General features: G+C 42.3%; 10 protein-coding genes. 8 read left to right on the forward strand and 2 right to left on the reverse strand.

Features of this window, described 5'->3' with window-relative positions; translation table 11 throughout:
- Positions 1-159 precede the first annotated feature (159 nt).
- Both pflB and DF216_RS03180 read left to right on the forward strand, forming a co-directional pair.
- Complete coding sequence (gene pflB, locus DF216_RS03175; protein ID WP_129325971.1) at positions 160-2,475, forward strand: formate C-acetyltransferase; 2,316 nt, start codon at positions 160-162, stop codon at positions 2,473-2,475.
- 411 nt (positions 2,476-2,886) lie between these two features.
- Entirely contained in the window at positions 2,887-4,992 is a 2,106-nt protein-coding gene (locus DF216_RS03180) for an ATP-dependent Clp protease ATP-binding subunit (protein ID WP_129325942.1), read from the forward strand.
- A 54-nt stretch (positions 4,993-5,046) separates the two neighbouring features.
- Here DF216_RS03180 and DF216_RS03185 read toward each other — a convergent pair whose 3' ends face one another.
- Complete coding sequence (locus DF216_RS03185) at positions 5,047-5,529, reverse strand: S-ribosylhomocysteine lyase (protein WP_000032557.1); 483 nt, start codon at positions 5,527-5,529, stop codon at positions 5,047-5,049.
- Between the two features lie 285 nt (positions 5,530-5,814).
- Between DF216_RS03185 and DF216_RS03190 the strand changes: the two genes are divergently transcribed.
- Genes DF216_RS03190 through DF216_RS03210 form a run of 5 tightly spaced genes read left to right on the forward strand, consistent with a single transcriptional unit; the run spans position 5,815 to position 9,743 of the window.
- Positions 5,815-6,522 carry an ABC transporter ATP-binding protein gene (locus DF216_RS03190; RefSeq protein WP_129325943.1) on the forward strand — a complete coding sequence of 236 codons (708 nt, stop codon included), beginning with the start codon at positions 5,815-5,817 and terminating at the stop codon, positions 6,520-6,522.
- A gap of 1 nt (position 6,523) precedes the next feature.
- Positions 6,524-7,312: a lantibiotic ABC transporter permease gene (locus DF216_RS03195; RefSeq protein WP_129325944.1), complete on the forward strand. Its 789-nt coding sequence runs from the start codon at positions 6,524-6,526 to the stop codon at positions 7,310-7,312.
- Positions 7,312-8,034 carry a lantibiotic ABC transporter permease gene (locus tag DF216_RS03200; RefSeq protein WP_129325945.1) on the forward strand — a complete coding sequence of 241 codons (723 nt, stop codon included), beginning with the start codon at positions 7,312-7,314 and terminating at the stop codon, positions 8,032-8,034. The genes DF216_RS03195 and DF216_RS03200 overlap by 1 nt, the downstream gene beginning before the upstream one ends.
- A gap of 12 nt (positions 8,035-8,046) precedes the next feature.
- Positions 8,047-8,745 (forward strand): response regulator transcription factor, encoded by a 699-nt coding sequence (locus DF216_RS03205; RefSeq protein WP_129325946.1) that lies wholly within the window; start codon positions 8,047-8,049, stop codon positions 8,743-8,745.
- Positions 8,712-9,743 carry a sensor histidine kinase gene (locus DF216_RS03210; protein WP_129325947.1) on the forward strand — a complete coding sequence of 344 codons (1,032 nt, stop codon included), beginning with the start codon at positions 8,712-8,714 and terminating at the stop codon, positions 9,741-9,743. The genes DF216_RS03205 and DF216_RS03210 overlap by 34 nt, the downstream gene beginning before the upstream one ends.
- Before the next feature lie 134 nt (positions 9,744-9,877).
- Here DF216_RS03210 and DF216_RS03215 read toward each other — a convergent pair whose 3' ends face one another.
- Complete coding sequence (locus DF216_RS03215; protein ID WP_129325948.1) at positions 9,878-11,362, reverse strand: DUF1846 domain-containing protein; 1,485 nt, start codon at positions 11,360-11,362, stop codon at positions 9,878-9,880.
- A gap of 152 nt (positions 11,363-11,514) precedes the next feature.
- Between DF216_RS03215 and DF216_RS03220 the strand changes: the two genes are divergently transcribed.
- Positions 11,515-13,125 carry a glycoside hydrolase family 13 protein gene (locus DF216_RS03220; RefSeq protein WP_129325949.1) on the forward strand — a complete coding sequence of 537 codons (1,611 nt, stop codon included), beginning with the start codon at positions 11,515-11,517 and terminating at the stop codon, positions 13,123-13,125.
- The last annotated feature ends 151 nt before the right edge of the window (positions 13,126-13,276 follow it).

A 13,276-nucleotide genomic window follows, 5' to 3' on the forward strand; every position in this document is an offset into this window, starting at 1 on the left:
CAAATATATAATACAGATAGTGCCAAATAACAGACTGTATTAGAAAAGAAAGCAACAAAAAGGCCGTATATCACTTGTTGAAATCGGTTACTGTATGGTATACTTGACTCATGAATGTAACAGATGACTGTTACTAGAAAGAAAAATGAGGACATTAACATGGTTGTTAAGACAGTTGTTGAAGCACAAGATATTTTTGATAAAGCTTGGGAAGGCTTCAAAGGCGTAGATTGGAAAGAAAAAGCAAGTATTTCTCGCTTTGTTCAGGCTAACTACACACCTTATGATGGTGATGAAAGTTTCCTTGCAGGACCAACAGAACGTTCACTTCACATCAAAAAGATTGTAGAAGAAACGAAGGCTCACTACGAAGAAACTCGTTTCCCAATGGACACTCGTCCAACATCTATTGCTGATATTCCTGCCGGATTTATCGACAAAGAAAACGAATTGATCTTCGGTATCCAAAATGATGAACTCTTCAAATTGAACTTCATGCCAAAAGGTGGTATCCGTATGGCTGAAACTACTTTGAAAGAAAATGGATACGAACCAGATCCAGCTGTTCACGAAATTTTCACTAAATATGTAACAACGGTTAACGACGGTATCTTCCGTGCCTATACTTCAAACATCCGTCGTGCTCGTCACGCTCATACTGTAACTGGTCTTCCAGATGCCTACTCACGTGGACGTATCATCGGTGTTTACGCACGTCTTGCTCTCTATGGTGCAGACTACTTGATGCAAGAAAAAGTGAACGACTGGAATGCAATTAAAGAAATTGATGAAGAAACAATCCGTCTTCGTGAAGAAGTAAACCTTCAATACCAAGCATTGCAACAAGTTGTTCGCTTGGGTGATCTTTACGGAGTGGATGTTCGTAAACCAGCGATGAATGTTAAAGAAGCTATCCAATGGGTGAACATCGCCTTCATGGCTGTCTGCCGTGTTATCAACGGTGCTGCTACATCTCTAGGACGTGTGCCAATCGTACTCGACATCTTTGCAGAACGTGACCTTGCTCGTGGTACATTTACTGAATCAGAAATCCAAGAATTCGTTGATGATTTCGTTATGAAACTTCGTACAGTTAAATTTGCTCGTACAAAAGCTTATGACCAATTGTACTCAGGTGACCCAACCTTCATCACAACTTCTATGGCTGGTATGGGTAACGATGGTCGTCACCGTGTTACTAAGATGGACTACCGTTTCTTGAACACTCTTGACAATATCGGTAACTCACCAGAACCAAACTTGACAGTTCTTTGGACTGACAAATTGCCATACAACTTCCGTCGCTACTGTATGCACATGAGCCACAAGCACTCTTCTATCCAATACGAAGGTGTAACAACAATGGCTAAAGATGGATACGGAGAAATGAGCTGTATCTCATGCTGTGTGTCACCACTTGACCCAGAAAACGAAGATCAACGCCACAACATCCAGTACTTCGGTGCTCGTGTAAACGTATTGAAAGCCCTTCTTACTGGTTTGAACGGTGGTTACGACGATGTTCACAAAGACTACAAGGTATTTGACATCGATCCTATCCGTGACGAAGTTCTTGAATTCGAATCAGTTAAAGCCAACTTTGAAAAATCTCTTGACTGGTTGACTGATACTTACGTAGATGCTTTGAACATCATCCACTACATGACTGATAAGTACAACTACGAAGCTGTTCAAATGGCCTTTTTGCCAACTAAACAACGTGCCAACATGGGATTCGGTATCTGTGGATTTGCGAACACTGTTGATACATTGTCAGCGATTAGATACGCTACTGTTAAACCAATCCGTGACGAAGATGGCTACATCTACGATTACGAAACAATCGGTGAATACCCACGTTGGGGTGAAGATGACCCACGTTCAAACGAATTGGCAGAATGGTTGATCGAAGCTTACACAACTCGTCTACGTAGCCACAAACTTTACAAAGATGCAGAAGCTACAGTTTCACTTTTGACAATCACATCTAACGTTGCATACTCTAAACAAACTGGTAACTCACCAGTCCACAAAGGTGTATACCTCAACGAAGATGGTTCAGTGAACTTGTCTAAACTTGAATTCTTCTCACCAGGTGCTAACCCATCTAACAAAGCTAAAGGTGGATGGTTGCAAAACTTGAACTCACTTGCTAGCCTTGACTTTGGTTACGCAGCTGACGGTATCTCATTGACAACTCAAGTTTCTCCACGTGCTCTTGGTAAAACTCGTGACGAACAAGTTGATAACTTGGTAACAATTCTTGATGGTTACTTCGAAAACGGTGGACAACACGTTAACTTGAACGTTATGGATTTGAATGATGTTTACGAAAAGATCATGTCAGGTGAAGACGTTATCGTACGTATCTCTGGATACTGTGTAAACACTAAATACCTCACTCCGGAACAAAAAACTGAATTGACACAACGTGTCTTCCACGAAGTTCTTTCAATGGATGACGCATTGAGCTAAGATTCAATTAGAATAGAAAGAAAGCCAGTCGATATGACTGGCTTTTTGCGTCTTTGAAAATTCTTTTAAAAAATAGTTAAATTTGGTCAAAAAAGTTATTGACTTTTACTGACCAATGTGATATAGTAGAAACATAAGGAAAATGAATTCCTTAGAAAACTTCATTTTCAATGATTCTATTTCTTGAAAATGTACGATAGATACCCTAGAAAGGGGTGAGGCCTATGTTTAATCTAACAGACTTTGAAAAGAAGATGATAAAAGGCTTATTTAAAAGAGAAAAACCAGAAATTATACGTAGGGTAGCCAACAGCGAGTAGCTAACAGCTAGTCTAAATTTTTTAAAACAAAGGTCAGAGAAAGTCAAATTGTTTTGACTAAGTAAATTTTTAATTAAACGAGGTATGAAATATGAATAACAATTTTAATAACTTTAACAATATGGATGATTTATTTAACCAATTGATGGGTGGTATGCGTGGATACAGTTCAGAAAACCGTCGTTACTTGATTAATGGTCGTGAAGTGACACCTGAGGAATTTGCTCATTATCGTGCAACTGGGAAATTACCAGGAAATGCAGAATCTGATGCGCAAATGCAACAACACGCTTCAGGTATGAAACAAGACGGTGTCCTTGCTAAACTAGGTCGTAACTTGACAGCAGAAGCTCGCGAGGGCAAGTTGGATCCTGTTATCGGGCGAAACAAGGAAATTCAAGAAACATCTGAAATCCTCTCACGTCGTACTAAGAACAACCCTGTTCTGGTCGGAGATGCAGGTGTTGGTAAGACAGCAGTTGTTGAAGGACTAGCGCAAGCCATTGTGAACGGAGATGTTCCAGCTGCTATCAAGAATAAGGAAATTATTTCCATTGATATCTCAGGTCTCGAGGCTGGTACTCAATACCGTGGTAGCTTTGAAGAAAACGTTCAAAACCTAGTCAACGAAGTGAAAGAAGCAGGAAATATTATTCTCTTCTTTGATGAAATTCACCAAATTCTTGGTGCTGGTAGCACTGGTGGAGACAGTGGGTCTAAAGGGCTTGCAGATATTCTTAAGCCAGCTCTCTCTCGTGGTGAATTGACTGTTATTGGGGCAACGACTCAAGACGAATATCGTAACACGATTTTGAAGAATGCAGCTCTTGCTCGTCGTTTCAACGAAGTCAAGGTCAATGCTCCTTCAGCAGAGGATACCTTTAAAATTCTTCAAGGGATTCGTGACCTCTATCAACAACACCACAATGTTATCTTGCCAGACGAAGTCTTGAAAGCAGCAGTGGATTATTCAATCCAGTATATTCCTCAACGTAGCTTGCCTGATAAGGCTATCGACCTTGTCGATGTAACGGCGGCTCATTTGGCAGCTCAACATCCAGTAACAGATGTTCATGCTGTTGAACGTGAAATTGAGGCAGAAAAAGACAAGCAAGAAAAAGCAGTTGAGGCAGAGGACTTTGAAGCAGCTCTCAATGCCAAAACACGCATTGCAGAATTAGAGAAAAAAGTCGAAAACCACACAGAAGATATGAAAGTGACTGCCACTGTCAATGATGTGGCCGAATCTGTGGAACGAATGACAGGTATTCCAGTATCTCAAATGGGAGCGTCAGATATCGAACGTTTGAAAGATATGGCCCATCGTTTGGAACACAAGGTTATTGGTCAAGATAAGGCAGTAGAAGCAGTGGCTCGTGCTATCCGTCGTAACCGTGCTGGTTTTGATGAAGGCAATCGCCCAATTGGTAGCTTCCTCTTTGTAGGTCCAACTGGGGTTGGTAAGACCGAGCTCGCTAAGCAATTGGCACTCGATATGTTTGGAACCAAGGATGCGATTATTCGTTTGGATATGTCTGAATACAGTGACCGCACAGCCGTATCTAAGCTGATCGGTACAACAGCCGGTTATGTGGGGTATGATGACAATAGCAATACCTTGACAGAACGTGTTCGTCGCAATCCTTACTCTATCATTCTATTGGATGAGATTGAAAAGGCTGATCCTCAAGTCATTACTCTTCTCCTCCAAGTCTTGGATGATGGTCGTTTGACTGATGGTCAAGGAAATACAGTGAACTTTAAAAATACTGTCATTATCGCAACATCAAATGCTGGATTTGGCTATGAAGCTAACTTGACAGAAGATGCGGATAAACCAGAGTTGATGGATCGCTTGAAACCATTCTTCCGTCCAGAGTTCCTCAACCGCTTTAACGCAGTTATCGAGTTCTCACACTTAAATAAGGAAGATCTTTCTAAGATTGTGGACTTGATGTTGGCTGAAGTCAACCAAACCTTGGCTAAGAAAGACATTGATTTAGAAGTCAGCCAAGCAGCTAAGGACTTTATCACAGAAGAAGGTTATGACGAAGTCATGGGTGTTCGTCCTCTCCGTCGAGTGGTTGAACAACAAATCCGTGATAAGGTGACAGACTTCCACTTGGATCACCTAGATGCTAAACATCTAGAAGCAGATATGGAAGATGGCGTTTTGGTCATTCGAAAAAAAGCCTAACTCGAGATTTTGATAATAAAAAAGAACCAGTTATTGTAACTGGTTCTTTTGCTTTTAGATGACATGGCGTTCAAAGGCATCATCTGAAATACCTTGTTCCAGGATGAGTTTAGCCCATTCTTTAGCAGAAAAGAGGCTGTGGTCCTTGTAGTTTCCACAAGATTCGATGGTTGTTCCAGGCACATCTTCCCAAGTAGTGGTCTCAGCGATTTCCTTGAGCGAATCCTTGATAACAGCTGCAATCTCGGCGCTGGTATGACGTCCCCACATAATCATGTGGAAGCCTGTACGGCAACCAAACGGTGAACAGTCAATCATACCGTCAATGCGGGTACGGATGAGTTTGGCCAAGAGGTGTTCGATAGTGTGAAGGCCAGCAGTAGGGATAGAATCCTCATTTGGCTGCACCAAGCGAATATCAAAGTTGGAGATGACATCTCCCTTAGGGCCTGTTTCTTCCCCAATTAAGCGAACATAGGGTGCTTTAACAATAGTGTGGTCAAGTTCAAAACTTTCAACAATAACTTCTTTTGACATGGTAGTTCCTTTCAGTTTTCTTCTTTCATTATATCATAAAGCCTGCTCTTGATGGAGTTTGACAAATGACTTTTTGAGACTAGCATTATAACAAAGTCTCCATACAAAACCCGCAGAATTATAAAGAAAGAATGGGGTAAAGGAAAAGAAAAACTGAGTTCTTTCTAATGAAGCTAGAGCGACTTTTGAAAGATGGGATCAACTTTTAGAATTTTTGCTTGATCTCTGAACTAATTCTGAACTAGATTGGATATACTGGAGAAAATAAAGATAAAGGAGTTCGTTATGGAACATATGGTAAAAATAGAAGGAGTCTGCAAAAAGCAGGGCAACAAGCAGATTTTAGAAGATATTTCTTTTACAGCTAGAAGCGGTCGGATTACAGCTTTTCTGGGCCCAAATGGTGCTGGTAAAAGCTCGACCTTGAGGATTCTCTTGGGGTTAGATCGGGCGACAGCAGGAACTGCGACTTTTGATGGGCGAACTTATCAGTCAATGACTTATCCGCTCAGAACAGTAGGTGCATCCTTTGATGGCATTGGCGGTTTGCCAAATCGAAAGGTTTATGACCACTTGAGGATTATTGCAGCGAGTAATGCCATTTCCAAGTCTCGGATTGATGAGGTTTTGGAGATGACTGGAATCGCTCATAAGAGGAAGGATCTCTTGTCAAGCCTGTCTCTGGGGGAAGGTCAGCGGTTGGGTTTAGCAGCAGCTTTGCTGGGTGATCCTCAGTTTCTTATATTAGATGAGCCGACCAATGGACTGGATCCAAGTGGGATTAAGTGGTTTAGAAAGTTCATCCGTCAGCAGGCTGATTTAGGGAAAACGGTACTTCTATCATCCCACATCCTGTCAGAGGTGCAAATAGTGACAGATGATGTGGTCTTGATTCATCATGGGCGAATTGTTGAGCAGGGACGATTGGAAGAGGTGCTGCAAGATTCAGACAGTCTAGAAGATCTCTTCTTTGATTTGACAGAGGAGGTTTAAGATGAAAGAAACGATGTCCTTATTGCATTCAGAATGGTTGAAGATCCGCTCAACCAAGGCTTTCAGAGTGAGTATGGCCTTCATGTTGCTCTTGGTGCCTGCCGTATCCTGGCTGGAGGGCCGACAGTATTTGTCTATTGGCTTGGATGCCACACCTGAGACGGTTCCCGGTCTGGCAGAAGCCATTGATCCGCTGGAATATTTAGGTCTCAATGGATCCTCTATGGCAGGCATGGTTTTGGTCATTTTAGCTGGAATTTTAGGAGCTATGGAATTTCAGTCTCATAGCTTGAGAACCAGTCTCTTGACCTGTAATAACCGCCTGAAGTTGCTTGTGGGGAAACTTATGACCTTTGCTTGCTTTTCTTTTGCCATTAGCTTTTTATCAATTTACTTTAGTTATATGGCCATGCATCTGGCTTTAGGAAAGGAAGGGCTTGATCCGATTCTGCTCAATCAGGCAGCTTGGAGTCTGATTTTGTGGAAAACCTTATCTCTGACCTTATTGGGAATCCTTTCGTTTTTGTTAGGTTTATTGGCTCGGACCATGCTAGTTCCTCTGCTTTTTCTCGTACCACAGATCTATAATCTGGGAAACTACCTGGCAGCTCACACGAGTTGGGGAGCTTATTTGCCACAGCCAGCAGGAGAGTTGTTTACTGCAACGCCAACTTCCCAATATGCTAACAATCCCTTGCAAGGGCTCTTGATACTAGGCGCATGGTTACTAGTCATCGGCGGCATGGCCTCTCTGCGCTTTTTGAAGACGGATTTAGGAGGGCGCTACTGATGATAAAAGCTCTACTTAGAAGCGAATGGATTAAGTTCCGTTCTTACTATCTCGCTCTTGGTGCCGCCTTGGTGGTTCTGGTAGCCGTTCCTTTTTTTCTAATGAATCTTGACTACAGTCAGACAGCAGTTGGCCAGACAAAGGCTCTGAGCGAGGTTTTGCATGCCCTCTATCTGGCGCAGCCTGTCATCGTCATCTTTACTTCCCTCTATTTTGCCCAGGAGTTTGTCAAGTCTGGGATGCGAACGAATTTTCTAACCGTATCAAATAGAAAGGCTTGGTTGGCTGGGAAATTCCTTTTTCTGACCTTGCTGCTCTTGGTCCTCTACAGTATCACGGTGGGCAGCTGTTTCCTTGTTATGCTGGCTCGTTTTGACCTAGACTTTAGTTGGTTCTTACTGGGGAAATTCCTCTATTACAGCTCTTTTGGTCTTCTCAGCAATATTTTTCTGGCTTTTTTAACTGCTGGCCTCGCTTTGCTCTTTCAATCTTGGGTTGTGCCGGTGTCGGTGCTCTTTCCTCTCTTGATTGGTCTCAGTCGTTTATTGGCAACTTTCATCAAAGAAGCAAAATACCTGCCCGATCTGGCTACGCTAAATCTTTTTGAGTATGAAGGACTTCAGCATTCAATAGATCTCTCAGGGCTGGGAATACAGCTTTTATGGTTAGCTTTGGTTTGGAGCTCTGCTATATTCTTAACCTTGAAACGAGATGTTCGCTAGAGGTATGCTATAATGGAAATCATGAGACAGTATCGTATTTTGGTGGTTGATGACGACCGGAGCATTTTGAAGCTGGTGAAAAACGTCCTAGAGCTCAATGCTTATGATGTGACGACGCTTGATCGGATAGAAGACCTAGAGCTGACGCATTTTGTCGGATATGACTTGATTCTGCTGGATGTGATGATGGAGCCTGTTAATGGTTTTGAGCTGTGTTCCTACATTCGTCCTCATCTTTCATGTCCAATCATCTTTCTGACGGCTAAGGAGTTGGAGGCGGACAAGGTGGAAGGGCTCTTTCGTGGAGCAGATGACTATATTGTCAAGCCTTTTGGAACCAAAGAATTGCTGGCGCGTGTCAGAGCTCATCTTCGGCGGGAGGAAAGACGTGAGGAGCGCTATTCTGAAATTGCTTCTTGTCAATTTTATCCAGAGCGCTATGAAGTTGCCTGTTTTGGTAAAGTCTTGAAATTTTCAGAGCGAGAGTTTAAGTTACTGCATTTATTAGCTAGCAATTCCAAGCAGACCTTTTCAGCTGAACGCCTGCATACCTTGCTTTACCCAGAAAGTTCAGAAACACAGCTTCGCTCCATCTCAGAATACGTATATCAGATTCGTCAAAAATGCAAACAAGAAGGGCTGCAAGCAATCGCAACAGTGAGAGGAGTAGGCTATAGATGGCAATTAGAACCCGAAATTTCAAAAGCCTAGTCTGGACAACCAGTTTAAAAATCGTCTTTTTCCATGTTTTGATTTTTGTGCTTATAGGCTATGAATTTACGCAAGGAAGTGATTACGCCCTTTTCGCCTTATTCTTTTGGGCAGGGAGCTTGCTGCTGATTACTTTTTATCATATTTTGAAATTGCTCCGAAAAATCGATAGGGAAATAAAAATGCTAAAGAGCGAGAAGCTTTTAGAAGAAAATCAAAGCCGGCTTTTTCGGATTGAGGAAATGCTAGAAGTCTATAGCGATTTACGGAGCAGCCACCAAGAAAATGCTCGTCTTCTAGAAAAAGAGCAGCAGCATAATCAGGAGTTGATTTTACAGCTATCAGCGACATCGCACGATTTGAAGACGCCCCTAACTGTAATTAAGGGGAATGCTGAGCTCTTGGAATTGGCGCAGTTGGGCCAGCCACAGGCAGACTATGCTGCTGAGATTTTGCAGGCTAGTCACAAGATGGAAGAATATTGTGGCTCTTTGATTGATTACGCTAAGACTTTTCAGATTGATGCTAATCAGTTCAGTCAGCTTTCCTTAGAGGACTTTTTGGCTGAGTTACAGGACGACTGGGCACTGTTCAGCAAACAGGACAGCTATCGTTTTTATCTCCAAGAAGATTGTGATCTTAGTCTGATTTTGTCCATTCATTTGGACTATCTCAAACGGGCTTTGCTCAATATTTTACTGAATGCGCTTGAACATGCAGATCAGGATCAAAAGGAAGTCAAGCTAAGGGCATCAGTGCAGCAGGACCAGTTGGTTTTTGCTATCTGGAACAACGGCCCTTCATTTTCAGAGGAGATGCTGCTGGGAGCGGAACGGCTCTTTTACCAGAGTGACCAAAGCCGCAATTCAGCTAATCCCCATCATGGTATCGGCTTAGCCTTTTCTAAGCAGGTAGCTCTCTTGCATGGTGGTCGTCTGACTCTGCTCAATCCAGACCAAGGGGGAGCCTGTGTTGAGTTGACAATTTCATTGAAATAAGTGAGGTTGGAAAAAATCATAAAACGCACAATACCAAGTGTTCAAAAAGCCTTGATATTATGCGTTTTATCTTTTATCGTGTAAAGATTTACTGGATTTTCCCTCAGATTGAGTTTTTTCCCAGCCTTGTTCATTTATTTGCGATACAAGCGATCGTATTGGTAGTATGGGTCAAAGGTCACGTTGATACCTAGCTTACGAAGGACGTTCTTGTCTTCGTCTGTCAAGATGATGGTTGAGTGGGCTTCGCTTCCTTTGAGGTTACCAAGTTCCTTCATGGCGCGCGCAGCGTCAGGGTTTTCCATAGCTGTGATGGCAAGAGCAATCAGGATTTCATTTGAGTGCAGGCGCGGATTGCGACTGCCTAGATGATTGATTTTAAGACCTTGGATTGGTTTGACAACTTCAGGCTCGATTAGTTTCACTTCCTTAGCGATAGCAGCAGATTTCTTGATGGCATTGATCAAAGCAGCAGCTGTTGGACCAAAGAGTTCTGAGTTTTTACCAGTGACAATGTCACCAGATGGCAATTCAAGGGCTAGGGCAGGTCCGCCGGTTTCTTCAGCCTTTTGACGTGCTGCGACAGCAACTTTACGGTCTGCAGGTGTGATACCGAGGTCGTTCATGAGAAGTTCAATCTTCTTGACAGCAGTTTCTCCGACTTTCTCAGCTTTGAAATCAAGAACGGTTTGATAGTAGCGACGGATGATTTCTTGTTTAGAAGCTTCGATAGCGGCTTCATTATCTGTAATAGCAAAACCAACCATGTTGACACCCATGTCTGTCGGTGAAGCGTATGGAGATTCACCGAGAATGCGTTCCAACATACGTTTTAGGACTGGGAAAATTTCGATATCACGGTTGTAGTTGACAGTGGTTTCTCCGTAGGTTTGAAGGTGGAAGGGGTCAATCATGTTGACATCGTCAAGGTCAGCTGTGGCAGCCTCGTAGGCCAAGTTGACAGGGTGATGAAGGGGCAGATTCCAGACTGGGAAGGTTTCAAATTTAGCGTAGCCAGACTTGATACCGTTGATTTGGTCGTGGTACATATTGGACACACAGGTTGCCAATTTTCCAGAACCAGGTCCAGGAGCCGTTACGACGATTAACTTGCGACTGGTTTTGATGTAGTCGTTTTTCCCCATTCCTTCTGGAGAAATGATGTGATCCATATCCGTTGGGTAGCCTTTGATTGGATAATGAAGATAAGAATCAATTCCATTTTTCTCAAGCTGGTTGCGGAAGGCATCTGCAGCAGGTTGACCAGCGTATTGCGTGATAACAACGGAGCCAACAAAAATCCCCAATTCATTGAATTTATCAATCAAACGAAGGACTTCTTGGTCATAGGAAATGCCTAAGTCACCTCGTGCTTTAGAATGTTCGATGTTGCTTGCATTAATGGCGATAACAACTTCGACCTGCTCTTTTAACTCCTGCAAGAGTCTGATTTTATTGTCAGGCTCATAACCAGGAAGGACACGAGCAGCGTGGAAATCTTCTAACATTTTGCCACCAAACTCCAAGTAGAGCTTGCCGTCAAATTGGTTAATACGCTCCAAAATGTGGTCGCGCTGTAGATTCAAATATTGTTCAGAACTAAAAGCTTGTTTTTTCATTTTTTTACCTCTGACCTCCATTATAATAAAAAATCGGAAGTTAGGAAACTATAAAGGTAAAAAAGAAATCAAAAAGATTAGGCAAACGCTTGCACAAAAAATTAAAAAGCGTTATCATAGACTGTAGATTATTAAAATAATGAGGTAACAAGATGCAAGAAAAATGGTGGCACAATGCCGTAGTCTATCAAGTCTATCCTAAGAGCTTTATGGACAGCAACGGAGATGGAATTGGCGATTTGCCAGGAATTACGAGTAAGTTAGACTATCTAGCCAAGCTAGGGATTACAGCGATTTGGCTTTCTCCCGTTTATGACAGTCCTATGGATGATAATGGTTATGACATTGCTGATTATCAAGCGATTGCGGCTATTTTCGGAAGCATGGAGGATATGGATGAATTGATCGCGGAAGCCAAGAAGCGTGACATTCGAATTATCATGGACTTAGTGGTCAATCATACCTCGGATGAACATGCCTGGTTTGTCGAGGCCTGTGAAAATCCTAACAGCCCTGAGCGAGACTACTATATCTGGCGGGATGAGCCTAACGATCTAGATTCTATCTTTAGTGGGTCTGCTTGGGAATACGATGAAAAATCTGGTCAATACTATCTCCACTTTTTCAGCAAGAAACAGCCTGATCTCAACTGGGAAAATGAAAAACTTCGCCAGAAAATTTACGATATGATGAACTTTTGGATTGATAAAGGTATTGGTGGTTTCCGTATGGATGTCATTGATATGATTGGCAAGATTCCTGATGAGAAGGTAGTTAATAATGGTCCTATGCTCCATCCCTATCTCAAGGAGATGAATCAGGCAACTTTTGGGGACAAAGATCTCCTGACAGTGGGAGAAACTTGGGGGGCAACGCCAGAAATTGCTAAGCTCTACTCGGATCCGAAGGGCCAAGAATTGTCTATGGTTTTCCAGTTTGAGCACATCTGTCTTCAGTATCAGGAAGGGCAACCTAAGTGGCACTACCAAAAAGAATTGAATATCAGTAAGTTGAAAGAAATCTTCAACAAATGGCAGACAGAGTTAGGAGTTGAGGATGGTTGGAATTCCCTCTTCTGGAACAACCATGATCTTCCTCGTATCGTATCTATCTGGGGAAATGATCAAGAATACCGCGAAAAATCTGCCAAAGCTTTTGCGATTTTGCTTCATCTCATGAGAGGGACACCTTATATCTACCAAGGTGAAGAGATTGGGATGACCAACTATCCATTTGAAACACTGGATCAAGTAGAAGATATTGAATCCCTCAACTATGCGCGTGAGGCTCTTGAAAAAGGCGTTCCGATTGAAGAAATCATGGACAGCATCCGTGTCATCGGTCGTGACAATGCCCGTACTCCGATGCAATGGGATGAGAGCAAAAACGCTGGTTTCTCAACTGGTCAACCGTGGTTGGCAGTTAATCCAAACTACGAAGAAATCAACGTTCAAGAAGCACTGGCAAACTCAGATTCTATTTTCTATACCTATCAGAAACTCATCCAGATCCGTAAGGAGAACAGCTGGTTGATTCGAGCTGATTTTGAATTACTCGATACGGCTGATAAGGTCTTTGCTTATATCCGTAAGGACGGTGACCGTCGCTTCCTGGTCGTGGCTAATTTGTCCAATGAAAAACAAAACTTTTCAGTAGAAGGAAAAGTTAAATCTGTCTTGATTGAAAACACTGTGGCTCAAGAAACAGTTGAGAAACAGGTCTTGGCTCCATGGGATGCTTTCTGTGTGGAAATGACTGACTAAAATGAGCAAACCTCAAGCTTTTGAAGCTTGAGGTTTTTTACTAAAAATTGTGTAGGAAAATCTTTAAAAAATATTTGTTAGAATTTTCTAAAAAATTATGCGAAAGTTCTTGCTTTTATAAAAAAATAGGGTATAATGGTGAAAATACTAT

The organism is Streptococcus oralis, from assembly GCF_004127215.1.
In the GTDB taxonomy this organism is placed as follows: Bacteria; Bacillota; Bacilli; order Lactobacillales; family Streptococcaceae; genus Streptococcus; species Streptococcus oralis_BD.

Coding starts and splice junctions, on each gene's coding strand:
- pflB (WP_129325971.1), top strand. CDS start 160: ATGGTTGTTAAGACAGTTGTTGAAGCACAAGATATTTTTGATAAAGCT.
- DF216_RS03180 (WP_129325942.1), top strand. CDS start 2,887: ATGAATAACAATTTTAATAACTTTAACAATATGGATGATTTATTTAAC.
- DF216_RS03185 (WP_000032557.1), bottom strand. CDS start 5,529: ATGTCAAAAGAAGTTATTGTTGAAAGTTTTGAACTTGACCACACTATT.
- DF216_RS03190 (WP_129325943.1), top strand. CDS start 5,815: ATGGAACATATGGTAAAAATAGAAGGAGTCTGCAAAAAGCAGGGCAAC.
- DF216_RS03195 (WP_129325944.1), top strand. CDS start 6,524: ATGAAAGAAACGATGTCCTTATTGCATTCAGAATGGTTGAAGATCCGC.
- DF216_RS03200 (WP_129325945.1), top strand. CDS start 7,312: ATGATAAAAGCTCTACTTAGAAGCGAATGGATTAAGTTCCGTTCTTAC.
- DF216_RS03205 (WP_129325946.1), top strand. CDS start 8,047: ATGGAAATCATGAGACAGTATCGTATTTTGGTGGTTGATGACGACCGG.
- DF216_RS03210 (WP_129325947.1), top strand. CDS start 8,712: ATGGCAATTAGAACCCGAAATTTCAAAAGCCTAGTCTGGACAACCAGT.
- DF216_RS03215 (WP_129325948.1), bottom strand. CDS start 11,362: ATGAAAAAACAAGCTTTTAGTTCTGAACAATATTTGAATCTACAGCGC.
- DF216_RS03220 (WP_129325949.1), top strand. CDS start 11,515: ATGCAAGAAAAATGGTGGCACAATGCCGTAGTCTATCAAGTCTATCCT.